Source organism: Streptomyces sp. NBC_01716 (assembly GCF_036248275.1).
Taxonomy (GTDB): Bacteria; Actinomycetota; Actinomycetes; order Streptomycetales; family Streptomycetaceae; genus Streptomyces.
On record NZ_CP109181.1, the window covers coordinates 2,614,014 to 2,638,738 of the forward strand.

Sequence of the window (24,725 nt, forward strand, 5' to 3'; positions counted from 1 at the left end):
CGGGCGGGCCCGTGAGCAAGGGCGGGCCCGCCGCGCCGGCCGACGGGCGCGAGAGCCGCGGCGGTCCCAGGGCGCGGCCGTTGCGCTGGCTGCCGCTCGCCCCTGCCACGCTGCTGCTGCTTCTGTTCCTCGCCGGGCCGATCGGCTACTGCGTCTGGATCGCCTTCACCAACACGCAGTTGACCGGCTCGTCCACCTCCGACTTCGTCGGCCTGGCCAACTTCCGGCGGGCCTTCGCGGACGACAACTTCCGTAACGCGGTCTGGCTGACGCTCGTCTTCACCTTCGTGTCGTCTATCGTCGGCCAGAACACCATCGGGCTGGCGCTGGCCGGTCTGATGCGGGCCGCGTCCCGGCCGGTGCGCACCGCGACGGGCGCTGTCGTCATCGCGGCGTGGGTGCTGCCGGAGATCGTCGCCGCGTTCCTGCTGTACGCGTTCTTCCGCCGCGAGGGCACGCTGAACGCCATCCTGGACTGGCTCCATCTGCCGTCCCAGAACTGGCTGTTCACCCTGCCGATCCTGGCGGTGTCGTTCGCCAACGTGTGGCGCGGAACGGCGTTCTCCATGCTGATCTACTCCGCCGCGCTGTCCGAGATCCCGAAAGACATCACGGAGGCGGCGGAGGTCGACGGCGCCAACGGGGTGCGCCGGCTGTGGCACATCACGCTGCCGATGATCCGGCGTTCCATCGGCACCAATCTGATGCTCAACACCCTCTCCACGCTGTCCGTCTTCGGTCTGATCTGGGCGATGACACGCGGCGGGCCGGGCAACCGGAGCCAGACGCTGCCGGTGTTCATGTACGACCAGGCGTTCCTCAAGAGCCTGATCGGGTACGGCACGGCGGTCGCGCTGCTGCTGCTTCTCGTGGGCGCGCTGTTCTCGATCGTCTACATACGCCTGCTCAAGGTGGAGGTGTGATGAAGCGCGCCACGCGTGTCCGGCTCGCCTCGGACGCGGCTCTGGTCGTGGTGGCCGTGGCTTTCCTGCTTCCGCTGCTGTGGCTGGTGCTGTCCTCGCTCGACGCCGGGGCGGACCTGCGGGTACGGCTGCCGTCTTCGCCGACGACGGAGAATTTCAGCGCCGTCCTCACCGACGAGATCACGTTCACGCCGATGCTCAACAGCCTGCTGCTGTGCGGCAGTGCGACGCTGCTGACGGTGGCGTGCGCGGCACTGGCGGCGTATCCGCTGTCCCGTTACCGCTCGCGGTTCAGCCGCCCGTATCTGCTGACCATCCTGTTCACGACGTGTCTGCCGATCACCGCGATCATGGTCCCGGTGTACGGGCTGTTCGTCCAGGTCAATCTGGTCGACACGATGTACGGCACGTCGCTCTTCCTCGCCACCTCCCAACTGCCCTTCTCCATCTGGCTGATGAAGAACTTCATGGACGGGGTGCCGACCGTCCTGGAGGAGGCGGCGTGGACGGACGGGGCGTCGATGCTCCAGACGCTGACCCGGATCGTGCTGCCGCTGATGGGGCCGGGCATGACGGTCGTGATGATCTACACGTTCATCCAGCTCTGGGGGAACTTCTTCGTCCCCTTCATGCTGCTGCTGTCGCCCGACCAACTGCCCGCGTCCGTCTCGATCTTCACGTTCTTCGGCAACTACGGCTCGGTGATCTACGGGCAGCTCGCGGCGTTCTCGATCCTCTACTCCACGCCGGTGCTGCTGCTCTACATCCTGATCTCGCGCCGGCTGGGCGGGGGCTTCGCGCTCGGGGGCGCGGTGAAGGGGTAGGACGTTCCTCCCGCGGGAGCGAACCGGTTTCCCGCGGGAGCGAATCGTCGGACCCGTCCCAGAAGATCGTCGACACGGGCTAGAAGACCGACTCCGCCTCGAACATGCGGTTCTCCGGGACCGTCTTGAGGCGGGTGACCGCTTCCGCCAGGGGCACCATCGCCACCGACGTCCCGTGCAGCGCCGTCATCTTGCCGAAGTCGCCGTTGTGCACCGCCTCCACCGCGTGCCAGCCGAAGCGCGTCGCCAGCACCCTGTCGTACGCCGTCGGCGTGCCCCCGCGCTGCACATGCCCGAGGATGACCGGCCTGGCCTCCTTGCCCATGCGCCGCTCCAGTTCGCCCGCGAGGCGGTTGCCGATGCCCTGGAAGCGCTCGTGGCCGAACTGGTCGATCTCGCCCTTCGTGTAGTGCATCGAGCCCTCCGCCGGATGCGCGCCCTCGGCGACGCAGATGACCGCGAACTTCTTGCCGCGCGCGAAGCGTTCCTCGACCATCTTCACGATGCTGTCGACCTCGAACGGCCGCTCCGGCAGACAGATGCCGTGTGCGCCGCCCGCCATGCCCGACTCCAGGGCGATCCATCCGGCGTGCCGGCCCATCACCTCGACGACCATCACGCGCTGGTGCGACTCGGCCGTGGTCTTGAGGCGGTCGATGGCCTCGGTGGCCACCATGACGGCCGTGTCGAAGCCGAACGTGCGGTCGGTGGACGAGATGTCGTTGTCGATCGTCTTCGGTACACCCACCACGGGCATCCCCGCGTCGGCGAGCATCCGGGCCGCCGTGAGGGTGCCCTCGCCGCCGATCGGGATGAGCGCGTCGATGCCGTACTTTCGCCCCAACTCGTCCGCGCTCTCGGCGGCTTCCCGCAGCCGCCCGCGCTCCAGCCGGGCCGAGCCGAGGATCGTGCCGCCGCGCGCCAGGATGCCGCTGACGGAATCGAGGTCGAGGGGGCGGTAGTGGCCGTCGAGCAGCCCCTTGAAGCCGTCCTCGAAGCCGATGACCTCGTCCCCGTGCCCGGTCACGGCGCGGTGGACGACCGAACGGATCACGGCGTTCAGGCCGGGACAGTCGCCGCCTGCGGTGAGAACTCCGATACGCATCGCGCTGTGTCTCCTGCTCGCTGAGGATGTGGTCGGGTGCGGGTCCTGCCAGGGGCCTGTCCAGGTCCTGTCTCGGGGGCGCCCTACCTACCCTCACAGGTATTGTCAAGAGGGCTGTGCCACCCTAACGGGCCTAACGGCAGAAACAGGAATTTCCTCCTGCCCCACCACTGCCGGTCCGCACCACCTCCACCATCTTCGCCGAACAGGAGAGCGCGCGTGACACGCAGCGTGTATGTGACCGGGATCGACCGCGGCGACGGCCGGCAGGTCGTCGAGCTGGGGGTCATGGAGGTCCTGACCCGTCAGGTGGACCGGGTGGGTGTCTTCCGCCCGCTGGTCCACGCGAACGGCCCCGACCGCCTCTTCGATCTGCTGCGCGCCCGTTACCGCCTCTCGCAGGACCCGGCGTCCGGCTACGGACTCGGGTACGCGGAGGCCGCCGGCATCCAGGCGGACGGCGGTACGGACGAGCTGGTCCAGCAGCTCGTGCGGCGCTTCCACGAGGTCGCCAGGGACTACGAGGTGGTGCTCGTCCTCGGCACCGACTTCGCCGACACCCAGCTGCCCGACGAGCTGTCGCTCAACGCGCGGCTGGCCAACGAGTTCGGCGCCTCGGTGATACCGGTGGTCGGCGGCAAGGGCCAGCACGCCGATTCCGTACAGGCCGAGGCGCGCAACGCCCACCGGGCGTACGCGGTGCTCGGCTGCGACATCCTCGCGATGGTCGTGAACCGGGTCGCCCCCGAGGACCGCGACGCCATCGACGCGCAGCTCGGGCAGCAGCTGCCGGTGCCCTGCTACACGCTGCCCGACGAGGCGGCGCTGGCCGCCCCGACCGTCTCGCAGATCACCCGCGCCCTCGGCGGCACGGTGCTGCTCGGTGACGAGGCGGGGCTGGCGCGCGACGCGCTCGACTTCGTCTTCGGCGGGGCGATGCTGCCGAACATGCTGAACGCGCTGACGCCGGGCTGTCTGCTGGTGACACCGGGGGACCGGGCGGATCTGGTGGTGGGCGCGCTCGCCGCGCACTCGGCGGGGACGCCGCCCATCGCGGGAGTTCTGCTGACGCTGGACGAGCGGCCGGCCGACTCGGTCCTCACGCTCGCCTCCCGGCTGGCGCCCGGCACACCGGTCGTCTCGGTGGTCGCGGGGTCCTTCCCGACGGCGGGTGAACTCTTCGCGCTGGAAGGGAAGTTGAACGCCGATACGCCCCGTAAGGCGGAGACCGCCCTGGGGCTCTTCGAGCGGTACGTGGACACCGGCGACCTGCTTGCGCGGATGTCGGTGGTACGCAGCGGCCGGGTGACGCCGATGATGTTCGAGCACGACCTGCTGGAGCAGGCCCGTGCCGTACGCCGCCGGGTCGTCCTGCCGGAGGGCACGGAGGAGCGGGTGCTGCGCGCGGCCGACATACTGCTGCGCCGCGACGTGTGCGACCTGACGCTGCTCGGGGACGTCGACGTCATCAACAAGAAGGCCGCCGATCTCGGTATCGACCTGGCGGGCACCCAGCTCATCGACCCGGCGGAGGACGAGCTGCGGCAGCGGTTCGCCGTGCGCTACGCGGAGTTGCGCGCCCACCGGGGCGTGACGGTGGAGCTGGCGTACGACGTGGTGGCCGACGTGAACTACTTCGGCACCCTGATGGTCGACGCGGGTCTGGCCGACGGCATGGTGTCGGGCTCGGTCCACTCGACGGCGGCCACGATCCGCCCGGCGTTCGAGATCATAAAAACGAAGGGGGCCGCGCCGAGCGCGCCGGGCGGCGTGGTGGCGGGCGACGCGCGGGCTTCTTCGCCGTCGTCCAGTGTCTCCTCGGTCTTCTTCATGTGCCTGGCCGACAAGGTGCTGGTGTACGGCGACTGCGCCGTCATCCCGGACCCGGACGCCCGGCAGCTCGCGGACATCGCGGTGCAGGCCGCCGAGACGGCGTCCCGGTTCGGGGTCGAGCCCCGAATCGCGATGCTCTCGTACTCGACGGGGACCTCGGGCTCCGGCGCCGACGTCGACAAGGTGCGCGAGGCGACGAAGCTGGTGCGCGCGGCGCGGCCCGAGCTGAAGATCGAGGGGCCGATCCAGTACGACGCCGCCGTGGATCCGAGCGTGGCCGCGACGAAGCTGCCGGACTCGGAGGTGGCGGGGCGCGCGACGGTGCTGATCTTCCCCGACCTGAACACCGGCAACAACACGTACAAGGCCGTGCAGCGTTCGGCGGGCGCGGTGGCGGTGGGCCCGGTGATGCAGGGGCTGCGCAAGCCGGTGAACGACCTCTCGCGCGGCGCCCTCGTCCAGGACATCGTGAACACCGTGGCCATCACGGCCGTCCAGGCGCAGGGCGACGGCGCGTGAGCCCAGGGCCGTACCGCCTGAGCACCCGTCCGCACCGGTCCCGCACACCGCTCCCTCCCCGAAAGGCGATCCACCCGTGACCTCGCAGGCCACCCGAGTCCTCGTACTCAACTCCGGCTCCTCGTCGGTGAAGTACCAGCTGCTGGACATGCGCGACGGCACCCGTCTCGCCGTCGGTCTCGTCGAGCGCATCGGCGAGAACACCTCGCGCCTGGTGCACACGCCGGCCGGCGAGGGAGCGCGCGAGCGTACGGAGCGGATCGCCGACCACGAGCAGGCGCTGAAGGCCGTCGCCGCCGAACTGGCCCTGGACGGCACGGGCATCGACTCCCCCGACCTGGCGGCGATCGGTCACCGGGTGGTGCACGGCGGGGCGGCGTTCAGCGCCCCGACGGTGATCGACGACGCCGTACTCGCGGAGATCGAGCGGCTGGTGCCCGTGGCGCCGCTGCACAACCCGGCGAACATCACCGGCATCAGGACGGCGCGGGCGCTCCGTCCCGACCTGCCGCAGGTCGCGGTCTTCGACACCGCGTTCCACACGACGATGCCGGAGCACGCGGCGCGGTACGCGATCGACGTCGAGACGGCCGACGCGCACCGGATCCGGCGCTACGGCTTCCACGGCACGTCGCACGCGTATGTCTCCCGGCGCACGGCCGAGCTGCTGGGCCGCCCGCCGGAGGAGCTGAACCTGATCGTGCTGCACCTGGGCAACGGGGCTTCGGCGTCGGCCGTCGCCGGCGGGCGCTGCGTGGACACCTCGATGGGGCTGACCCCCTTGGAGGGGCTGGTGATGGGTACGCGCTCCGGAGACATCGATCCGGCGGTGGTCTTCCATCTGGAGCGGGTCGCGGGAATGGACACCGACGAGATCGACGAACTGCTCAACAAGAAGAGCGGGCTGATGGGACTGTGCGGCGACAACGACATGCGGGAGATCCGCCGCCGGGTGGACGAGGGTGACGAGCGGGCCCGGCTGGCCTTCGGCATTTACATCCACCGGCTGAAGAAGTACATCGGCGCCTATTACGCGGTACTCGGCCGGGTGGACGCGGTGGTGTTCACCGCGGGCGTCGGCGAGAACGCGGCGCCGGTGCGGGAAGCCGCGATGGCCGGACTGGACGGGTTGGGGCTGGTCGTGGACGCGGAGCTCAACGCCGTACGGTCCGGCGAACCGCGCCTCGTGTCGCCGGAACACGCGCGCGTCGCGGTCGCCGTCGTACCGACGGATGAGGAAATGGAGATCGCCCGCCAGACCTTCGCATTGGTCGACGCCTGAGCGCCACCCCGCCCATTTGTACTTTCCGCCAGACGGAATATTCCGTGGCGAAACAAACCGATAGGATCCGCCTTATGCGCCGTTCCAAAATTGTCTGCACACTTGGCCCCGCCGTCGACTCGTACGAGCAGTTGAAAGCGCTCATCGAGGCCGGTATGAACGTGGCCCGACTGAATATGAGCCACGGGTCCCATCCCGAGCACGAGGAGCGGTACCACCGCGTCCGGAAGGCGGCCGAGGCCACCGGCCGGGCCGTGGGCGTGCTCGTCGACCTCCAGGGCCCGAAGATCCGTCTGGAGACCTTCGCCGAGGGTCCCGTCGAGCTGATGCGCGGCGACGAGTTCATCATCACGACCGAGGATGTCCCCGGCGACAAGGGCATCTGCGGCACCACCTACAAGGGCCTGCCGGGCGATGTCGCCAAGGGCGACCAGATCCTGATCAACGACGGCAACGTCGAACTCCGGGTGACCGAGGTCGAGGGCCCGCGGGTCAGGTCGCTGGTCGTCGAGGGCGGGGTCATCTCCGACCACAAGGGCATCAACCTGCCGGGTACGGCGGTCAATGTGCCGGCGCTCTCCGAGAAGGACGTCGAGGATCTGCGCTTCGCCCTGCGGATGGGCTGCGACATGATCGCGCTGTCCTTCGTGCGCGACGCGGACGACATCAACGACGTACACAAGATCATGGATGAGGAGGGCCGCCGGGTCCCCGTCATCGCGAAGGTCGAGAAGCCGCAGGCCGTCGCCAACATGGACGCTGTCGTCGCCGCGTTCGACAGCATCATGGTGGCCCGCGGCGACCTGGCGGTCGAGTATCCGCTCGAAAAGGTCCCGATGGTGCAGAAGCGCCTCATCGAGCTGTGCCGCCGCAACGCCAAGCCGGTGATCGTGGCGACCCAGATGATGGAGTCGATGATCACCAACTCCCGCCCGACGCGCGCCGAGGCGTCGGACGTGGCGAACGCGATCCTGGACGGGGCCGACGCGGTCATGCTGTCGGCGGAGTCGTCCGTCGGCGCGTATCCGATCGAGACGGTCAAAACGATGTCGAAGATCGTCGTCGCGGCCGAGACCGAGCTGCTGTCCAAGGGCCTCCAGCCGCTCGTGGCGGGCAAGAAGCCCCGTACGCAGGGTGGTTCGGTCGCCCGCGCGGCGTGCGAGATCGCGGACTTCCTGGGCGGCAAGGCGCTGGTCGCCTTCACTCAGTCCGGCGACACCGCCCGCCGGCTGTCGCGCTACCGCACCATTCAGCCGATCCTGGCCTTCACCTCGGACCCCGCGACGCGCAACCAGCTCTCGCTGAGCTGGGGCGTGGAGTCCTTCGTCGTACCGCACGTGAACACCACGGACGCGATGGTCGACCTCGTGGACGCCGAGTTGCTGAAGCTCCAGCGCTACAGCGAGTCGGACACGATGATCATCACGGCCGGCTCGCCGCCCGGCGTCCCCGGCACGACGAACATGGTGCGTGTCCACCGGCTGGGAGACACACGCGTCGTCCAGGGCTGAACAGGGGCCGGACACCGACCGCAGAGCGGGCCGCACAGTAAGCTGTGCGGCCCGTCGTGCGTGGGGGGAACGGCGGCGTCTTCTCGACGCGCCTGCGCGTCAGTCGGTGATGTAGTTCTTGAGTCCGGGAACGGTGAGTGTGCCGCCGAACTGGCCCGCCTGAAGGACCTCGACGTCCGTGAAGAACGCGAACGGGACGTTGAGCGGGGGCGGGGTGTCGGGGCTGAACTCGATCGGGATCAGCCCGAACAGATTGCCCGTCAATTTCTCTGTGTACATGGTGACTTGGCCGTCGCGGATGGTCGACGTGGAGTCCTGCCTGCTCGCCACGTGCGCCGTGCGGCCCTCCGGGTAGACGACCTTCTGGTGCAGGTCCTTGATGTCCACCTCCGAGGATGTGAACTTCAGGGCCTTCTTGATCTTGCCGCTGCCCGTCTTCACCTCGACGATGCCGTGGTAGTCCAGACCCCGCAGCGTGAGCTTGGTGCTCTCCAGCTTCCACGGGTCGTCCGGCAACAGCGGGATGCCGGGCTCCAGTTCGGCGGCGGCCAGCGCCTCCGGGTCCTCCTCCGGGCAGGGGAAGCGCGGCTTGCCGTCGGCGCCCTCGGGGATGTCGTCGTCCTTGCGGGCTTCGAGGCCCTTCGCGGCGTCGTCCAGCTCCTCGACCTCCGCCCCGGCCTTGTCCGCGGCGTCCCTGATGGCGTCCTCGGTGCGGTCGGCGGCGCTGTCGTCGTCACCGGACTTGTCGGAGTCGGAGTCCGAGTCCGCGTCCGACCCCGGCTTGTCGCTGTCGGGCTTGTCCGTCCCGGCACCGGCGTCCGTGCCGGAGTCCGCGGGCTTCTCCTCGTCGGGCTTCTCGGGCGACGGGTCGGCCGGCTCGTCCGTCTCCTTCTCCGGTACGCCGAGAAGGTCGCCCAGCGCGTCCCCCAGACCCAGCGGGTCCAGCGGGTCCTTGGACTTCGAACCGCTCGGCTCCGGCGCGGGCTCCTTGGGCGCGGCGGGCTTCTCCGCGTCGGACGCGGGCGGCGTCTCGCCGGGCGAGGGCTCGGGGCCGTCGTCGTCCCCGTCGTCGCCCGCGGGCGGCTTCGGCCCGTCCGTGGAATCCCCTGACGGATCCCCGGACGCATCGCCTGACGCGTCGTCCGACGGCTTCTCGGACGGCGACGCCGACTCCTCCGGCGGCTCGTCGGAACGCGTGACGCACGGCCCCGGCGCGAACGGGATGTCCTTGTCGCCTTCGGCGAGCGCGAGCCGGGGCGTCAGCCCCATCCCGACGAACACCGCCGTGGGCATCGCGGCCAGTGCGAACGCCTTGCCGGCCGGGATCTGGAGCTTCGTCAGCAGCGACTTCCTGGGGGCGGCGTGGCGCGGGCCGCTTCTCTCGCGGGCCTGCCCGCCGCCGGCCGTCTCCGACCGCGTGTCCTCACCCCGCACTGTTCCTCCCGCCGTTGGCATGGACAGTCGTGTCCGTCAGATTCGGGCCCCCGTCATGCGGGCCGGGGAGAAAAGGGTTGTCCCCGCCCCCGTCCGGGGTGCCCTGGTCGACGGCACCGTCGGGTGTGAACGTCTGCCGCCGTACGGCCGCGTGCTTGGCCGGCCGGCCGTCACCCGGATCGCCGGCGTGCTCCTCGTCCGGGTCCACCGGCCGGCCGGGCGCCCACGATATGGAGAGACCTCCGCCGATGAGGGCGAGGATGGCGCCCATCATGAATCCACCGAGGTTGGACACGGGGATCGAGACGAGTCCCAGGAGGATCGTGGCGACGCCGGCGAAGACCCGCACGATGCTCTGGAACCACATCGTCAGACCCAGCGTGACGAGCAGGACACCGATGATCAGCGAGCCGGCGCCCGCCGTGGTGGCCATCGTCAGGGTGAGATGGCCCAACTTCAGTTCGGCGTAAGGGAAGTAGGCGATCGGCACTCCGCTCAGGAGTGTCAGAAGCCCCGCCCAGAAAGGCCGAGTACCCCGCCAGGCGCGGAAGCGCAGCCGCCAGTACGTGAATCGGCCGCGGGGCTCCGAAGACTCGGCGCTCATGGAAAACAGCTCCCTGGTACCGGTGTTGCTGTGAGAGATTTGGGGAGTGGGCGGACGCGACCGCGTCAGACGGGGCGCGCCCGCCCAGGGGGCGAAGTGCTCAGGACCCGGTCAGGGTCTAGTAGCACTCCTTGACGCCCTTGTGCAGCTTCAGGCTCAGACCGCTGAGCTCGAAGGTGCCGGCCGTGGTCGCCCACGCCGTCTGCCTCACATCGGTCAGCGTCGCCTCTTCGGCGCGCTGTGCGAAGCCGAACGGGTTGACCTTCTTCTCGGTCCCCGGCTGGATCCTCGTGTCGCCGGCCGCCACACCGATGTCGATGTTCTTGAACTTGGCGTCGGCTTCGAGCTGGGCGATGTCCAGATACAGGTTGGTCGCCTTGACCGGCTTCTGGGTGTCCCGGCCGGCACGCAGCTCAAGGCTGATGTTGCCGAAGATCGGGACGTCCGGAGTGACCACCGACTGGCACATGTTGCTGATCGTGGCCGAGCTGAAGCCGGAAACGGCCACCGGATGGGCGGTCTTGTTGCCCTTGAGATCGGTGCCGTCGGCGAGGCTGCCGTACTGAACGAAGTCCTGGCCCACCAACTGGTCGGCCGAGACCTTGAAACTCTGCCCCGACACACTGAACGACGCGGCGAGCGCGCCCTGTGCGAGAGCGACACCTATCGCGGCCGTGGCGGCCACGCTCGGCACCATGACGACGGCGAACCGCTTCCATCTGGTCCCGCCACGTGCTTGGGACTCCATCACTTTCCTCCTTCTCGGACGTACATCTCCGGATCGGGCCTCGGCCCGTCCTGGGATGGGAGAAGTGCTACGTCCTCGGGAAGGAGAGCGTCCGTGCGTTCACGCGGACCGGGCCGCGTCAGAATCACCGACGATCACCCCCGAGCGACAACCACTGGACCACGCGTGGCGCGTGGCCGCCGGACAGGCCCCGCCGGTCGACGGGAACCCCCCTGTCCGTGGGTCGGCGCCACTGCTCCGCCGGCCCGCCCGGTGGGGATCCAACACGCGGTGGCCACGGCCGGATCGCCGCGCCGGTGCGCTGTTGGACCGAGCGTGGACGATCGTGGTGTATTCGCGCTCGGGACACAAGGGGGTTCGTTACTGGCTAGTAATGGGAGGCTGTCCGAGGGGCGACGGGGCGCCGCCGGGCGGGCACGCAGGGTGCCTCGAATCGCCCCGACAGAACTCGCGAATACCGCCAATAACCGGACAGACCAAGCCCGTTGATTTACTCGGAGTAACAGCAACCCCGTTTTACCAAGTTTTGGCAAAACGGGGTCGTCGGTGTCTTCGGTTGGGCAAATCGTTACGCGCCGCCGCTGAGCACGGCACGGAGCCGGTGCGGCGTCAGAAAAGAACCCGGGCGAGTGCCGACCGGGCCGCGGTCACCCGGGGGTCGTCCGAGCCGATCACTTCGAAGAGTTCGAGCAGCCGCAGCCGCGCCTTGTCCCGGTCATCTCCCGCCGTGCGCCGTACGGTCTCGACCAACCGGCCGAAGGCGTCGTCCACATGACCGCCGACCAGATCGAGGTCGGCGGCGGTGATCTGCGCACCGACGTCGCCGGGCTGCTCCGCCGCGTCCTTGCGCACCTGCTGCGGGTCCAACCCCTGGACCCGGGCGAGCAGTTCGGCCTGGGCGAGACCGAGCTTGGCCTCCGTGTTGCCGGGGTCGTCCGTGAGCACGTTGCGGTACGCCTGCGCGGCGCCGCCGAAGTCGTTGGCGTCCAGGGCGCGTACGGCGGCTTCGAGCAGCGCGTCGTACGGACCCACCTGCTCCACCGGCTCGGCGCCCTCGTCCGCCGCGCCGGCCTCCGCGTCGACGGTCAGGCCGGTGAGCCCGAAGCGCTGCTCGCCGACCTGGATCAGCTGGTCGAGGGTCTCGCGGATCTGGATCTCCGGGGCCGCGCCCTGGAAGAGGGGCAGCGCCTGGCCGGCCACCACGGCGAAGACCGCCGGGATGCCCTGGATCTGGAACTGCTGCATCAACATCTGGTTCGCGTCGACGTCGACCTTGGCGAGAACGAACCGGCCGTTGTACTCCCGGGCCAGCCGCTCCAGCACGGGGCTGAGCTGCTTGCACGGCTCGCACCACTCGGCCCAGAAGTCGATGACGACCGGGACCTCGGCGGAGCGCTGGAGGACGTCGCGCTCGAAGCCCGCCTCGTCGACGTCGATCACCAGGCTGGAGGGGGGTACGGCACCGGTGTCGCCCCGACGGGCCGCCTCGGCGCGGGTTTGCTCGGCCTTGGCCTTGGCCTCACCGGCCGCCTTCACCGCGGCGAGATCGACGACGCCGCTCATGGACATGTTCCTAGGCTGCATGAGTACATCCTCCCCTCTCCGCGCGCGCAAGTGAAAAGCAATCGGACAGTTCGCACCGCCCACACAGAACCGCGCCCGCCCCCGGACCCCCCGCGGGCTGCGGGGCGCACGGGCGGACACGGTCGTCACGCCTCACCGGGCCCCGCGCATGACCTGAACACGAACGGGGCAAGTCCCCCGTGGGGGACATGGGTTCGGTAGGGGTCCCCACCCCGTACCAGTGGTCGTCGCTCAAGAACCGCTTGAGAAGAAACGGTCTTTCGCTACGGGTCGTAGCGTAACCGGAACCTCCCCCGTACGTGTGAGATTCATCCGGTGAACTGACTCACAGCGGATTGGCTACCGACGGGTATGGTCGCGGGCATGCTGAGCCGCCGCCACGACAGTCCCGCCCGTTCCGGCCGCCCCCGCAGCGCCGCGGCCGACACCGCGATCCTGCTGGCGACGCGGGCGGCGCTGGTGGAACTGGGCTGGTCCAAGCTGTCGATGGGGGACGTCGCCGCACGCGCGGGCGTCGCCAAGACGACGCTGTACCGGCGCTGGGCGAGCAAGCACGAGTTGGTGGTCGACGCGGTCGCCCTCATCTTCGACGAGATCGAGATCCACGACCGGGGCAGCCTCACGGCCGACATCGAGGGCGTGGTGCTCCAGTTCGCCGCCCTGCTGGAGCGGCCGGAGACCAAGACGGCGCTGATGGCGGTGGTCGCCGAGTCGACGCGGGACGACGCGCTGCGGGGCCGGATCCGTACGGCGATCGTCGACCGGCAGAAGGGTCTGGTGCTCAAGGGCCGTGAACGGGCGCAGGCACGGGGCGAGTTGGCGCACGAGAGCGACCCGGGGACATCGGCCCGCAACGCCGACCTGATCTTCGACGTGATCGCGGGAGCGGTGGTGCACCGGACGCTGGTGAGCGCGGAGCCGGTGGACGAGGACTGGGCGCGGGGCTTCACGCTGCTGCTGGTCGGAGGACTCGCCGCGATCCAGGGCTCCTAGGTCGTGTCCGCGAAGTCCCTTGACCTCAAGTCGACTTGGGGTTCCGGCGTCGCGCCCGGCGCATGGGACCGGGCCCGGCTCACCGAGGCGGGCCCCGCGGGCCGGCGGCTGAGGCGCCCGGCGCACGCCGTACGCCCCACGCCGCGGTGTCCACGGGCCGTGCGGTGTCAGAAGCCGGGCGGTTCCGTGTACGAGCCCCACTCGTCCCGCAGTACGCCGCAGATCTCGCCCAGCGTCGCCTCCGCGCGGACGGCCTCCAGCATCGGGCCGATCATGTTCGACCCGTCGCGCGCGGAGGCCAGCATCGCGTCCAGCGCCGTACGGACACGGGCGTCGTCGCGGGCGGCCTTGCGGTCCGCCAGCTCCACCACCTGGTCGCGCTCGACCTCGTGGCTGACGCGCAGGATCTCCAGGTCGCCGGTGACCGAGCCGTGGTGGACGTTGACGCCGACGACGCGCTTCTCGCCCTTCTCCAGCGCGCGCTGGTACTGGAACGCGGACTCCGCGATCTCGCCGGTGAACCAGCCGTCCTCGATGCCGCGCAGAATGCCCGACGTCATCGGGCCGATGGGATGCCGCCCGTCGGGGTGCGCCCGCAGGCCGCGCTCCTTGATCTGCTCGAAGATCTTCTCCGCGTCGGCCTCGATACGGTCCGTGAGCTGCTCGACGTACCAGGAACCGCCCAGCGGGTCCGCGACATTGGCGACGCCGGTCTCCTCCATCAGCACCTGCTGCGTCCGGAGCGCGATCTCGGCGGCCTGCTCGCTGGGCAGCGCCAGCGTCTCGTCCAGGGCGTTGGTGTGCAGCGAGTTGGTGCCGCCCAGGACCGCCGAGAGGGCCTCGACCGCGGTCCGTACGACGTTGTTGTACGGCTGCTGCGCGGTGAGCGAGACCCCCGCCGTCTGGGTGTGGAAGCGCAGCCACTGGGCCTTGTCCGTCTGCGCGCCGTACATCTCCTTCATCCAGCGCGCCCAGATCCGGCGCGCGGCGCGGAACTTGGCGATCTCCTCGAAGAAGTCGAGATGCGCGTCGAAGAAGAAGGAGAGGCCGGGCGCGAAGACGTCGACGTCCATGCCGCGCGAGAGGCCCAGCTCCACATAGCCGAAGCCGTCGGCGAGGGTGTACGCGAGCTCCTGCGCGGCCGTGGCCCCGGCCTCGCGGATGTGGTAGCCGGAGACGGAGAGCGGCTTGTACGCGGGGATGGACGCCGCGCAGTGCTCCATCAGGTCGCCGATCAGGCGCAGATGAGGCTCGGGCTGGAAGAGCCACTCCTTCTGCGCGATGTACTCCTTGAAGATGTCGGTCTGGAGCGTGCCGTTCAGTACGGCGGGGTCGATGCCCTGGCGCTCGGCGGCGACCAGGTACATGCAGAAGACCGGGACGGCGGGACCGCTGATGGTCATGGACGTCGTGACGTCACCGAGCGGGAGGTCGCCGAAGAGGATCTCCATGTCGGCGGCGGAGTCGATCGCGACGCCGCAGTGGCCGACCTCGCCGAGGGAGCGCGGGTCGTCGGAGTCGCGGCCCATGAGGGTCGGCATGTCGAAGGCCACGGAGAGACCGCCGCCGCCGTTGGCGAGGATGGTCTTGTAGCGCTCGTTCGTCTGGCGCGCGTTGCCGAAGCCCGCGAACTGGCGGATCGTCCACGTACGGCCCCGGTAGCCGGTCGCGTACAGGCCGCGGGTGAAGGGGTACTCGCCCGGCCAGCCGATCCGCTCGAAGCCCTCGTACGTGTCACCCGGACGCGGCCCGTAGACCGGCTCGACGGGATCGCCGGAGAGCGTATGGAAGTCCGCGTCCCGCTTGCGGGCCTTGTCGTAACGGGCCTGCCAGCGCTGGCGGCCTTCCTCGATGGCTGCGGTGTCGGCGTGCGCGTGAGCGTCCATACCTCGAATTTACTAGGACGTCCTAGTAAATGTCGAACGCACACCGCCACGAGTTCTCCTCGCGGCGGTGAGGGAGCCGGGGCTCAGGCCTCGACGGGGGCGGTCTCGTCCCGGGTGATCAGGGGCTGGACCTCTTTGGTGATCTTCGGTTCGACGAAGAACGAGGCGACCGGGATGCAGCCGGCGGCCAGCACCCACAGGAGCTTGCCGAAGGGCCACTTCGCCTTGGAGCCCAGGTCGAAGGCGAAGACGACGTAGACGATGAAGAGCACACCGTGGATCTGGGAGATCACCATGGTGTCGCCGGTGTCGAAGCCGTACTTCATGACGATGGCGACGGTGAAGACCAGCAGCCAGACGGCGGTGATGTACGCCATGACCCGGTAGCGGGTCAGGATGCTCTGTTTCATGGCTACGAGCGTAACGACCCGAAAAATCCCGTCGGACGGCGGGGGCACGGGGCAGGCCGGACAGCGGGGCTCAGCTGTCGTCGAAGTCCTGGGCCGATACGCGCAGCGGGCGCAGTATCGCGAAGATCTCGGCGCACTGCTCCGCGTCGTACGCCCCGAGGCCGAACTCCATCGCCATCAGATCGCGGGTCGCGGCCTCGACGACCTCGCGGCCCTTGCCGGTGATGGAGGCGAGGGTGCCGCGGCCGTCGTTGGGGTTGGGGCGCTTGTCGACCAGGCCGGACCTGACCAGGCGGTCGACCGTGTTCGTGACGGACGTCGGGTGGACCATCAGCCGCTCGCCGATCTTGGACATGGTCAGCTCACCGGCCTTGGAGAAGGTGAGCAGCACCAGCGCCTCGTACCGGGCGAAGGTCAGTCCGTACGGCTTGACCACCGCGTCGACCTCGGCGAGCAGGATCTGTTGGGCCCGCATGATCGAGGTGATCGCGCCCATCGACGGCACGGGCCCCCAGCGCTGCTGCCAGAGCTCGTCGGCTCGGGCGATGGGATCGAAGGCGAGGCTGAGCGGCTTGGACACGCCGACGACCTTACCCAGTGGTCAGGGGGCGGTCTGCCCCTACTCCCGGATTGCCCGGATCGGTTCGGCGGACCTCGCGCACGAGAAGGACGGAGCAGACGGTTCCGATCAGACCTGCGCCGGCGACGACCTGATGAACGGGGAAGAACTCGGCGGCGAGACCGGCCAGCGCCATACCGAGACCCTGGATCGTCATCAGCCCCGCGGTCATCAGGGTCATGGCCCGGCCGCGCAGTTCGTCCGGGACCGCGTCCACGAACCACTGGTCGAGGCCGATGACGTACACGGCGCCGACGCCCGACAGCGCGAGGGCGACCAGCGCCAGGGTCATGCCGGGGGTGACGGCGTAGACGAGCAGGGGCAGCACCCCGGCCGCGGCCGTCGGGAGCACGATCCGCGAGCGCGAGCGGGGGCTCAGGGCGGCGCCCGCGACGAGTTCCGCCGCGATGTGCCCGACCGGCATCGCGCACATCATCAGGCCGAGCGCTGCGGGGCCGACACCGATCCGGTCGGCGTACGGCGCCATGAGCGCCTCCGGCGCGACGACGAACATCGCGGGCACCCAGAAGAGCAGCATCAGCGCGCGGATCCGGCGGTCGGCGAAGACGATCCTGGCGCCGCCGACGGAGTCCCGGAGCAGGCTCGCGCCGCCGTCCTTCTTGAGAAGGCGGGCCGGGCGGTCCTTCGTACCGAAGCGCAGCAGCGCGGCGGAGAGGAGGAAGGTGACGACGGTGATCGCGATCGCACCCCGCGGGGGTACGACGGCGAGGAGCACGCCGCCGACGGCGAACCCCGCGAGGAGCGAGGTCTGCGACACGATCCGCAGGAGGGAACGCCCGAGGACATAGAGATCCCCCTCCCCGAGGATGTCGGCGAGCGCGGCGGTCCGGGTCCCGGTGAACACGGGCGCGACGGCGGCGACGGCACACCGCAGGGCGAGCAGCCCCAGGACGGGGGTCCCGGGCAGCACCATGACGGCGACGAACCCGGCGCAGACGAGATCACAGACGACGAGCACCCGCCGCGCCGGATACCGGTCGGCGACCCCGGCGAGAAGCGTCCCGCCGAAGAGGTACGGCAGCATCCCGAGGGCGAAGGTGAGGGCGCTGAGCAGGGGCGACCCGGTGAGGTCGTAGACGAGGACGGTGAGGGAGATCTCGGTGATGACGACCCCGAGAAGAGACAGCAGATGGGCCCCGAACACGGCGCGGAACTCCCGCACCGCGAAGACGGCGCGATATCCCCGCGCGGCGGGCGGCGCCTGGCCGGGCCGCCTCGCGCACGGCCCCTCGGGCGGGTCCGCGTGCGGCGGCCCCGGGGGCGGCGGACCTGGGGCGGCCCGTGCGAGCGCCGTGGCGTGCGGCGCGTCGGCCCCGAGTGGGGGCGGGCGCTCGGCGTCGGTGTCGTCCGTGGCCGGACGGGGCGATTCGGTCGGCATGAGGAGCAGCCTCGGGCCCCTCGACAGCGGACTCTAGACTTTCGGGTCCAGCCGAATCTTCCGTATTAGGAGCGAGGGACCCCCGTGGCGTTCCAGTTGCACTTCGGGGAGCGGGATCTGCTCCGCTGCCGGTTCGCCCTGTCGCCCCTCTGGGAGACGCAGGAGGCCGTACGCACCCTCGCGCGGCCCGAGCGGCACGGATACCACCTGCCGTGGCTGCAGCGCATCAGAGCCGCCGCGGACGGCCTCGATCTGCGGCGGCTGTGGCTGGTGATGCCCCGGGTCGGGCACAACCCCGACTTCTTCTGCCCGCCGCCCGAGAGCCCCGTCGCCACCTTCACCGAGGAGATCGCTCTGGTGCGGGCCACGCCCCCGGAGGTCGCCCACCGGGACCTGGCCCTCGCGCTCGCGGAGACGCCCGGCGCGGCCGGAAGCGACGCCGGGCGCGAGATGCTGGCCGATCCCGGGCGGACCGTGCGGGAGTTCGCCGGGCTGCTGGAGCAGGTCTGGCGGCAGTTGGTCGAGCCGGACTGGCCCCGGCTGCGCGCGCTCCTGGAAGCCGATATCGCCTATCACTCACGACGCCTCGCCGAGGTCGGATTCGGGCGGCTGCTGGGCGAGTTGAGCCCTCGGCTCGTCTGGGCGGACTCCACGCTCTCCGTCGTCGGCACACGCGGGGAGTGGAGCCGGGACCCAGGTCCTGTCCGGCGGATCTCCGCGGGCCCGGAACGCCTGCCACGGCGCCTCGCCGCGTTGTCGGAGTCGTCCACGTACACCCAGTACGAGGACGATCCTCCGCCTTGCGACGCACCGCACCAGACGCCCCGGGCTCATCCGCGCAGATCCACCGGACAGGACCTCGGCGGGCGCGGTCTCGTCCTCGTACCGAGCGTCTTCACCTGGCCCGAGATCATCGGCGGCCACGAGCCGCCGTGGCAGCCCGCCGTGATCTACCCGGCGCGCGGTATCGGCGGGCTGTGGACGGAGGCCGCCGACCGTACGCCGGACGCGCTCGCCCGGCTGCTCGGCCGGGCCCGTGCCGACGTGCTGTGCGCGCTCGACGAGCCCGCGGGGACCACCGCGCTCGCGCACCGGCTGGGGCTCGCGCCCTCCTCCGTGTCCGCGCATCTGTCGGTGCTGCGCGACGCGGGGCTGCTGACGTCGCGGCGCCACTCGCACCAGGTGCTGTACGAGCGGACACCGCTCGGGATCGCGCTGGCGGTGTCGTAACGGCACAGAGTGTGACCGTTATGTCACGATTACCCGGTCCCGTGCTTCTCCGGTCGTTCAAGGGGGCTGGATGTCCAGCCGCACCACGCGCCTCGTCTCCGTAGCCACCGCCGCCACCGCCGTATGCGCGTTCGCCGGCTGCTCATCCGGCTCCGACGCCCCCGAGCGGGAGCCGGACAGGACGGGCGCCGCGGCCGTACGGGGCGAGGCAGCCCCCACCGCCGGTTCACCGTTCTGGGTCGATCCGCGCAGCGACGCCGCGCGCCAGGTCGAGCAGTGGGAGGCGCAGGGCCGTACCGAGGACGCGAAGGCACTCAAGCGGATCTCTGAACGCCCCGTGGCCGACTGGCCCGCCGGTGACGACCCCGCGCCCGAGATCCGCAGGGCCGTGAAGGGCGCCGCCGGGAAGCGCACGCTGGTCCTCGTCGCGTACAACATCCCGCACCGCGACTGCGGCCTCTACTCCGCCGGCGGCGCCCGCGACGGCCAGGCCTATCTCGACTGGATCAACTCCTTCGCCGCCGCCATCGGCGACGCGCGCGCCCTGGTGATCCTGGAGCCGGACGCCGTCTCGCATCTCGTGGACGGCTGCACACCGGCCGAGCACCACGGGGAGCGCAACCGACTGCTCTCGGCGGCGATCGACAGGCTGAAGCGGCAGCCGGCCACCAAGGTGTATCTCGACGCGGGCAACCCGGCCTGGATCAAGAAGCCGTCGAAGATCGCCGAGCCGCTGCGGACGGCCGGGGTCGCGAGGGCGGACGGCTTCTCGCTCAACGTCTCCAACTTCCAGACGGACGAGGCCGTCAAGGCCTTCGGCACCAAGCTCTCCGCGCTCCTCGACGGCGCCCACTTCACCGTCGACACGAGCCGTAACGGCGCCGGGCCCTTCACGGGCGGGCAGGACGAGGCCTGGTGCAATCCGCCGGGCAGATCGCTCGGTACGCCGCCGACCGCCGACACCGGTGACGCCCTGGTCGACGCGTATCTGTGGATCAAACGGCCCGGTGACTCGGACGGCCCCTGCCGGGGCGGCCCGGCGGCCGGTACCTGGTGGCCGGACTACGCACTCGGCCTCGCCCGCCGCGCGCGCGGCTGATACTCGGGGCGCTCAGGACTCCCCCTTCACCTGGATCCACTTCGCCTCCGACGACACCCCCTCCGTGTCCGTCACGAACAGCATGTACCAGCCCGGCGGCACCAGCGTCGGGTCCGACGGCACGTCAACCGTCAGCGAGCCGCCCCGCTTCGTCATCGCGAGGTCGATCGAGCGCTGCTCCACGTCCGTGCTGTGCGTGACGGCGCTCGGCCGCATCAGCCGCGCCTTCGCGATCCGCTGGGGCGCGTCCGTACGGAAGGTGGCCCGCCCGTTCTGGTCGAGCTCCGCCGGTCCCTCCCCGAGCACCGGCCGCCGCTTCACGCGCTCGCCTTCCAGGGAGGGCGGCGTGTAGATCTCCACCCGCTGCTCGAACGTGCCGAGTTTCGTGTTGTCCGCGTCGTCGAAGAGCGGGTCTGAACCGAAGGTCGCCACCCGCCCGTCGGGCAGCAGCAGCGCCTCGGAGTGGTAGTTGCGGCCCACCGTCGGGTCGGCGGCCTTCCGGAAGGTATTGGTCTTCGGGTCGTAGAACTGCGCCTTGAGGATGTCGCTGGCGCTCCGCCCCCGGTAGTCGGACGAGCCGCCGCTGGTGAAGACCGTGTCGTCCGGCATGATCACGCTGCTCAGGTAGCGCGTCCCCTGCGGCAGATCCGGCCCGGCCTTGAAGGCGGGACTGTCCTCCTTGAGGTCCACGATCGCCGTACGGGAGGTCGCCTTGGACGACTCGCCGACCCCGCCGCCGCCCATGACCATCACCTTCTGGTCCTGCGCGGGCGGCAGCACCAGTGAGGCCGAGGTCTCCGTCTGGTCGAGGTGGCCGAGCCCGTCGACCTTCGTGAAGAGGTTCCTCCGCAGGTCCCACAGGCCCGGCTGCCGGCCCGCCGTGGCGGGGCCGTACCCCGCGTTCGACCCCGAGTAGAAGATCTTGCCGCCCTTGGTGAGGAAGAGGGCGGGATACGTCGGGAAGTAGCGCGTCGGGCCCTTGGACCACTTCTTGGACCTGGGGTCGTAGATCTCGTTGTCCCCGGTGAGTACGGCGCCGACGTCGTCCAGGCCCGAGACGGCGAGCACCCGGCCGTCGTGGAGGGTGACCAGCGTCGGGTACCAGCGCGCCTCCCTCATCGGGTCCACCCGGATGTACCTCTCCGCCACCGGGTCGAACTCGTACGCCGCCTTGATGCCCTGGAAGTCCTGCTTCTCAGTGGTCAGCTTCTGGGCCATGCCGTAGTAGTTGTCCGCGTCCTTGCCCTTGAGGCCGACGATCTCGTACTGCGCGGCCTCCGTCGTCAGCGCCCGCGGTCCCTTGTCGACGGCCTCCACGAAGACCCGCGCCTCACCCGCCGTGACCTTGGTCTTCCAGGGCAGCATCCGGCCGCCCTTGGCATACGTGATCTTGAAGTCCCGCTTCGCCTTCGGCACCGTGACGTCGAACTTGCTCACGTACTCGACACCCGACGGGGACCGGAAGCGGGTGCCCTTCCTGAAGGTCCGCTCCTTGTCCGGGCTCTCGTTCTTCACCCGCATCCCGCCGCCCGCCCGGTCGACCTCTCCGTCCAGGACCTCGTAACGCGCCGTGCCGCCCGCCACCAGCAGCCGCCCGTCGGCCAGTTGGGAGTGGCCCGAGCAGAAGAAGTCCTCGGGGGTGGGGATCTTCCGGTACGAGTTGTCCGCCGGGTCCCACAGGACGGTGTCGAAGGTGCCCGCGTCGAACTTCTCCTGGCTGTTGCCGGACCCGGCGATGAGCAGCACCTTGCCGGTGCGCAGCAGCGCGGCGTGGATGGCGTTGGTGCGGTACTCCTTCGGGACGTCGAGCACCTCCCAGGAGCCGTACCGCGCCTTGTAACCGGGCTGCGCGATCTTGTACGCGTGGTACTTGTCCTCCGCGAAGGAGATGGCCGCCGGCGCGTTGAGCGACATCAGCAGCACCACCGCTCCGCCGCCGAGCAGCGTCTTCTTGAACTTGTGCGAGGGCCGGTAGGCCATGGGTCAGTTCCCTCCCGTTGTCGTCGTGGCGAAAGCCGGCTCCGGCTGCTCCGGCCCGTCCTCGACGGCCGGCACCGAGACGCGCGGCCCGGCGCGGCGCGCGCGCAGGGTGGTCCAGCCCCAGACGGCGACCGGGGCGAGCGAGATGACCAGGGCCAGGACGGCCCAGGTGCGCATGGCGGCGTGCGTGTTGCCGAGACGCACGGACGCCGCGAGTGACGTCGCCAGCACAGCGGCCCAGAACAGATGCAGCCGGAACGTCATGGGCCGGTCGGCGCTGGTCTCGCCGCCCTTGGGGGTGACCACGAAACGGCCCTGGGTACGCAGCAGCGCCGAGCCCAGGGACTTGAGATAGATGGGCGCGCACAGCGCCGACATGGCCATTCCGGCGAGCCCGCCGGAGCCGCTCGGCTCGTGGGGCGAGACGTTGTGGCGCCGGTTCCATAGGTAGAGCCCGATCTGGCAGGCGGCGGCGTCGCTGTAGAGCATCAGCCACAGCGAGGACGACACCTGGGTGCCGGAGGCGCCGAGCCAGAGGAACAGGACGCAGCTGAGGATGCCGAGCAGCCAGTTGACGGCGGTCATCGGGTAGTAGACGAGCATCAGCGTGTAGCTGAGGAGCCGGCCGGGCGGCACCCGGAAGACCGCCTTGCCGTACTGCCGGAGGATGGTCTCGTACGTCCCGCGCGACCAGCGCAGCTGCTGGGTGAAGAAGTCGGTCCAGGAGGCGGGGCCCTCGCCGACGGCGAGGACGTCCGGTGTGTAGACGGACCGCCAGAACCGCCCGGTCTGCGGGTTCCTCCTGCGGTGCAGTTCGAAGCCGGTGGCCATGTCCTCGGTGATGGAGTCGTAGAGGCCGCCGACCTGCTTGATGGCGGTGACCCGTACGGCGTTGTTGGTGCCGACGAACATGGGCGCGTGGTAGCGGTTGCCGGCGCGCTGGATCAGCGCGTGGAAGAGGAACTGCTGGGATTCGGCCGCCTTGGTGACCGCCGCGTCGTAGTTGCCGTAGACCTGCGGTCCGACGACGAAGGCGACGTCCGGGTCACGGAAGAAGCCCAGCATCCTCTCCAGGAAGTTGGGCAGGGGGACGTGGTCGGTGTCGACGGAGGCGAAGAAGTCGTAGTCGTCGCCGTACATCGCGAGCCAGGCGTTGTAGTTGCCGTGTTTGGTACGGGCCTTGTGGACGCCTTTCTTCCTGTTCCACTCCGGTACGCCGAGGCGGCTGAAGTGACACACCCCCAGCTCCCGGCAGAGCAGCCGGGCGGACGGGTCGTCGCCCTCGTCGAGAAGCCAGATGTCGAGGGGGCCGCGATGCCGCAGCCGTACGGCGCCTTCGAGGGTGGCCCGGAGCATGGAGAGCGGTTCCTTGCCGGGGACGTACGTGGTGACGAAGGCGACGCGGGTGCCGACCTCGGCGACGACCGGGACGGGGTCCCTGGCGACGAGTGTCGCGTGCGCGATGGAGGCGACGTTGACCAGCATGAAGAGGCCGATGAGCCCGATCGACACGAGCATCACGGTGTCGAAGGCGACGAGCCAGCGGGCGGCGCCCTCGCGTTCGGTCCAGTGGGTGGGCCAGACGAGATAGACCAGCAGCACTCCGGAGAGGAGGGGGGCCATGATCATCAGTACGACCGCGCGCACGCGGTGGGGTTCGCGCGCGAGAAGACTCCGGTACCGCACCTGGTAGGCGGCCGTCCGGTCCGGCTCGGTCAGCGGGCCGGCGAGACAGCTGTAGGTGTCGTAGTCGTAGCCCTCCGGCCGCACAGTGCCTCCAGCAACTCCAGCGTTCGAGCGAGGTCCATATCCTCAGAAAAGTGGATATATCTCGGCGTGTCGACTGGAGTCGTCCGTGCGAGTGTCGGTAGGGCACACCTAAGCGGCGGCGGAGGTCCCGCATCTGACGACGGATCCGGCGGCCGGGGGGAGCCCCTGACCGCCTGACCCGGTGGGGTGACGTGAGGTGAGAAGCGTGATGGGCGGGCGCCGTCAGCCGGCGAGGTGGCGTTCCAGTGACTCGACCTTCGAGTTGAGGGCGTCGGTGACCCCGGGCCGTACGTCGGCCTTCAGGACGAGCGAGACCCGCGGTGCCCGCGCCTCGACGGTGGCGACCGCGCGCTTGACCACGTCCATCACCTCGTCCCACTCGCCCTCGACGGAGGTGAACATGGCGTCGGTGTGGTTCGGCAGCCCGGACTCGCGTACGACGCGGACGGCGTCGGCGACGTACTCGGCGACGTCCTCACCCACACCGAGCGGGGTGATGGAAAAGGCGACGATCATGCGCTGACCGTACCCTCGCGGCGGGCGCGCGACGCGATGACCTCGTCCTCGGCCTCCCGCTTGAGCTTGCGCTCCGCGAAGAAGCCGCCGGTCGGCAGGACCGACAGCACGAAGTAGAGGGCGGCGGTCCCCAGCGGCCAGCGCACGCGCCGCCAGGCGTCCAGCCAGAAGATCACGTACAGGACGAAGAGCAGTCCGTGGATCGCGCCCATCACCGGGACGGCGTTGAAGTCCGTCGTGCGCTTGAGCACGGAGCAGACGAGCAGCAGCAGGAACGACACGGCCTCCGGCGCCGATACCAGGCGGAGACGGTGGAGGGATGAGGCGGTCTTGATGTCCACGGGGCAGGCACCTTCGTCGTCGGGGGCGTCACGATCGTCGCCGAGTGGTCCCCCGTGATCGCCGCACGCGCGGGATCACCGCGGATCACCCGCGCGCGTGATCATCTTGTGAACG

General features: G+C 70.0%; 21 protein-coding genes. 8 read left to right on the plus strand and 13 right to left on the minus strand.

Annotation, left to right across the window (positions count from 1 at the left end):
* Positions 1-80: 80 nt before the first annotated feature.
* Together OIE74_RS11120 and OIE74_RS11125 are read left to right on the plus strand one after the other, a co-directional pair.
* On the plus strand, positions 81-923 hold the full coding sequence (locus tag OIE74_RS11120; RefSeq protein WP_329392249.1) for a carbohydrate ABC transporter permease: 843 nt from the start codon (positions 81-83) through the stop codon (positions 921-923).
* A complete protein-coding gene (locus tag OIE74_RS11125) occupies positions 923-1,747 on the plus strand; it encodes a carbohydrate ABC transporter permease (protein ID WP_329381381.1) in 825 nt (274 codons plus the stop codon). The genes OIE74_RS11120 and OIE74_RS11125 overlap by 1 nt, the downstream gene beginning before the upstream one ends.
* 79 nt (positions 1,748-1,826) lie before the next feature.
* Here OIE74_RS11125 and OIE74_RS11130 read toward each other — a convergent pair whose 3' ends face one another.
* Entirely contained in the window at positions 1,827-2,852 is a 1,026-nt protein-coding gene (locus OIE74_RS11130; RefSeq protein ID WP_329381384.1) for an ATP-dependent 6-phosphofructokinase, read from the minus strand.
* A 219-nt stretch (positions 2,853-3,071) separates the two neighbouring features.
* Here OIE74_RS11130 and pta point away from each other — a divergent pair, with 219 nt between their 5' ends.
* The 3 genes from pta (at position 3,072) to pyk (ending at position 7,997) form a co-directional block, all read left to right on the plus strand.
* Entirely contained in the window at positions 3,072-5,204 is a 2,133-nt protein-coding gene (gene pta, locus OIE74_RS11135; protein WP_329381387.1) for a phosphate acetyltransferase, read from the plus strand.
* A 76-nt stretch (positions 5,205-5,280) separates the two neighbouring features.
* Positions 5,281-6,486 (plus strand): acetate kinase, encoded by a 1,206-nt coding sequence (locus OIE74_RS11140; protein ID WP_329381390.1) that lies wholly within the window; start codon positions 5,281-5,283, stop codon positions 6,484-6,486.
* Positions 6,487-6,560: 74 nt separating this feature from the next.
* Positions 6,561-7,997 (plus strand): pyruvate kinase, encoded by a 1,437-nt coding sequence (gene pyk, locus OIE74_RS11145; RefSeq protein ID WP_329381393.1) that lies wholly within the window; start codon positions 6,561-6,563, stop codon positions 7,995-7,997.
* A 99-nt stretch (positions 7,998-8,096) separates the two neighbouring features.
* Here pyk and OIE74_RS11150 read toward each other — a convergent pair whose 3' ends face one another.
* From OIE74_RS11150 to OIE74_RS11165, 4 genes are all read right to left on the minus strand, one after another.
* A complete protein-coding gene (locus OIE74_RS11150; RefSeq protein WP_329381396.1) occupies positions 8,097-9,431 on the minus strand; it encodes a hypothetical protein in 1,335 nt (444 codons plus the stop codon).
* The gene (locus tag OIE74_RS11155) at positions 9,421-10,035 is read right to left on the minus strand and encodes a DUF6114 domain-containing protein (RefSeq protein ID WP_329381398.1); all 615 of its coding nucleotides are present in this window, start codon (positions 10,033-10,035) and stop codon (positions 9,421-9,423) included. Before OIE74_RS11155 ends, OIE74_RS11150 begins: the two co-directional genes overlap by 11 nt.
* 118 nt (positions 10,036-10,153) lie before the next feature.
* Positions 10,154-10,783, minus strand: coding sequence for a DUF6230 family protein (locus tag OIE74_RS11160; protein WP_329381401.1), 630 nt, complete (start codon positions 10,781-10,783; stop codon positions 10,154-10,156).
* A gap of 609 nt (positions 10,784-11,392) precedes the next feature.
* Positions 11,393-12,367, minus strand: a complete 975-nt coding sequence (locus OIE74_RS11165) for a tetratricopeptide repeat protein (RefSeq protein WP_329381404.1) — start codon at positions 12,365-12,367, stop codon at positions 11,393-11,395.
* 363 nt (positions 12,368-12,730) lie between these two features.
* Here OIE74_RS11165 and OIE74_RS11170 point away from each other — a divergent pair, with 363 nt between their 5' ends.
* Positions 12,731-13,360: a TetR/AcrR family transcriptional regulator gene (locus tag OIE74_RS11170; protein WP_329381407.1), complete on the plus strand. Its 630-nt coding sequence runs from the start codon at positions 12,731-12,733 to the stop codon at positions 13,358-13,360.
* Positions 13,361-13,527: 167 nt separating this feature from the next.
* Here OIE74_RS11170 and OIE74_RS11175 read toward each other — a convergent pair whose 3' ends face one another.
* The 4 genes from OIE74_RS11175 to OIE74_RS11190 all read right to left on the minus strand — a co-directional run bounded on the left by OIE74_RS11175 (position 13,528) and on the right by OIE74_RS11190 (position 17,674).
* Positions 13,528-15,246: an acyl-CoA mutase large subunit family protein gene (locus OIE74_RS11175; protein ID WP_329381408.1), complete on the minus strand. Its 1,719-nt coding sequence runs from the start codon at positions 15,244-15,246 to the stop codon at positions 13,528-13,530.
* Positions 15,247-15,329: 83 nt separating this feature from the next.
* A complete protein-coding gene (locus tag OIE74_RS11180; protein ID WP_189105400.1) occupies positions 15,330-15,656 on the minus strand; it encodes a DUF3817 domain-containing protein in 327 nt (108 codons plus the stop codon).
* 70 nt (positions 15,657-15,726) lie between these two features.
* Positions 15,727-16,236, minus strand: a complete 510-nt coding sequence (locus tag OIE74_RS11185; protein ID WP_329381414.1) for a MarR family winged helix-turn-helix transcriptional regulator — start codon at positions 16,234-16,236, stop codon at positions 15,727-15,729.
* Between the two features lie 10 nt (positions 16,237-16,246).
* The gene (locus OIE74_RS11190) at positions 16,247-17,674 is read right to left on the minus strand and encodes an MFS transporter (RefSeq protein ID WP_329381417.1); all 1,428 of its coding nucleotides are present in this window, start codon (positions 17,672-17,674) and stop codon (positions 16,247-16,249) included.
* Between the two features lie 84 nt (positions 17,675-17,758).
* Here OIE74_RS11190 and OIE74_RS11195 point away from each other — a divergent pair, with 84 nt between their 5' ends.
* Both OIE74_RS11195 and OIE74_RS11200 read left to right on the plus strand, forming a co-directional pair.
* Positions 17,759-18,904, plus strand: coding sequence for an ArsR/SmtB family transcription factor (locus OIE74_RS11195; protein WP_329381419.1), 1,146 nt, complete (start codon positions 17,759-17,761; stop codon positions 18,902-18,904).
* A gap of 70 nt (positions 18,905-18,974) precedes the next feature.
* On the plus strand, positions 18,975-20,003 hold the full coding sequence (locus OIE74_RS11200) for a glycoside hydrolase family 6 protein (protein WP_329381422.1): 1,029 nt from the start codon (positions 18,975-18,977) through the stop codon (positions 20,001-20,003).
* A 12-nt stretch (positions 20,004-20,015) separates the two neighbouring features.
* On the opposite strand, the gene OIE74_RS11205 is transcribed toward OIE74_RS11200, so the two are convergent.
* From OIE74_RS11205 to OIE74_RS11220, 4 genes are all read right to left on the minus strand, one after another.
* Positions 20,016-21,983 (minus strand): galactose oxidase-like domain-containing protein, encoded by a 1,968-nt coding sequence (locus OIE74_RS11205; RefSeq protein ID WP_329381424.1) that lies wholly within the window; start codon positions 21,981-21,983, stop codon positions 20,016-20,018.
* A gap of 3 nt (positions 21,984-21,986) precedes the next feature.
* Positions 21,987-23,753: a glycosyltransferase family 2 protein gene (locus tag OIE74_RS11210; protein ID WP_329381427.1), complete on the minus strand. Its 1,767-nt coding sequence runs from the start codon at positions 23,751-23,753 to the stop codon at positions 21,987-21,989.
* A 222-nt stretch (positions 23,754-23,975) separates the two neighbouring features.
* Positions 23,976-24,269 carry an MTH1187 family thiamine-binding protein gene (locus tag OIE74_RS11215; protein ID WP_329381430.1) on the minus strand — a complete coding sequence of 98 codons (294 nt, stop codon included), beginning with the start codon at positions 24,267-24,269 and terminating at the stop codon, positions 23,976-23,978.
* Positions 24,266-24,610 carry a DUF3817 domain-containing protein gene (locus tag OIE74_RS11220; protein WP_329381433.1) on the minus strand — a complete coding sequence of 115 codons (345 nt, stop codon included), beginning with the start codon at positions 24,608-24,610 and terminating at the stop codon, positions 24,266-24,268. Before OIE74_RS11220 ends, OIE74_RS11215 begins: the two co-directional genes overlap by 4 nt.
* Between the last annotated feature and the right edge of the window lie 115 nt (positions 24,611-24,725).

Excerpts from the sequence above, each read along its gene's own strand:
- OIE74_RS11125 (WP_329381381.1), top strand. The coding sequence starts at position 923 with ATGAAGCGCGCCACGCGTGTCCGGCTCGCCTCGGACGCGGCTCTGGTC.
- OIE74_RS11130 (WP_329381384.1), bottom strand. The coding sequence starts at position 2,852 with ATGCGTATCGGAGTTCTCACCGCAGGCGGCGACTGTCCCGGCCTGAAC.
- pyk (WP_329381393.1), top strand. The coding sequence starts at position 6,561 with ATGCGCCGTTCCAAAATTGTCTGCACACTTGGCCCCGCCGTCGACTCG.
- OIE74_RS11155 (WP_329381398.1), bottom strand. The coding sequence starts at position 10,035 with ATGAGCGCCGAGTCTTCGGAGCCCCGCGGCCGATTCACGTACTGGCGG.
- OIE74_RS11160 (WP_329381401.1), bottom strand. The coding sequence starts at position 10,783 with ATGGAGTCCCAAGCACGTGGCGGGACCAGATGGAAGCGGTTCGCCGTC.
- OIE74_RS11165 (WP_329381404.1), bottom strand. The coding sequence starts at position 12,367 with ATGCAGCCTAGGAACATGTCCATGAGCGGCGTCGTCGATCTCGCCGCG.
- OIE74_RS11170 (WP_329381407.1), top strand. The coding sequence starts at position 12,731 with ATGCTGAGCCGCCGCCACGACAGTCCCGCCCGTTCCGGCCGCCCCCGC.
- OIE74_RS11175 (WP_329381408.1), bottom strand. The coding sequence starts at position 15,246 with ATGGACGCTCACGCGCACGCCGACACCGCAGCCATCGAGGAAGGCCGC.
- OIE74_RS11180 (WP_189105400.1), bottom strand. The coding sequence starts at position 15,656 with ATGAAACAGAGCATCCTGACCCGCTACCGGGTCATGGCGTACATCACC.
- OIE74_RS11190 (WP_329381417.1), bottom strand. The coding sequence starts at position 17,674 with ATGCCGACCGAATCGCCCCGTCCGGCCACGGACGACACCGACGCCGAG.
- OIE74_RS11200 (WP_329381422.1), top strand. The coding sequence starts at position 18,975 with ATGTCCAGCCGCACCACGCGCCTCGTCTCCGTAGCCACCGCCGCCACC.
- OIE74_RS11205 (WP_329381424.1), bottom strand. The coding sequence starts at position 21,983 with ATGGCCTACCGGCCCTCGCACAAGTTCAAGAAGACGCTGCTCGGCGGC.
- OIE74_RS11215 (WP_329381430.1), bottom strand. The coding sequence starts at position 24,269 with ATGATCGTCGCCTTTTCCATCACCCCGCTCGGTGTGGGTGAGGACGTC.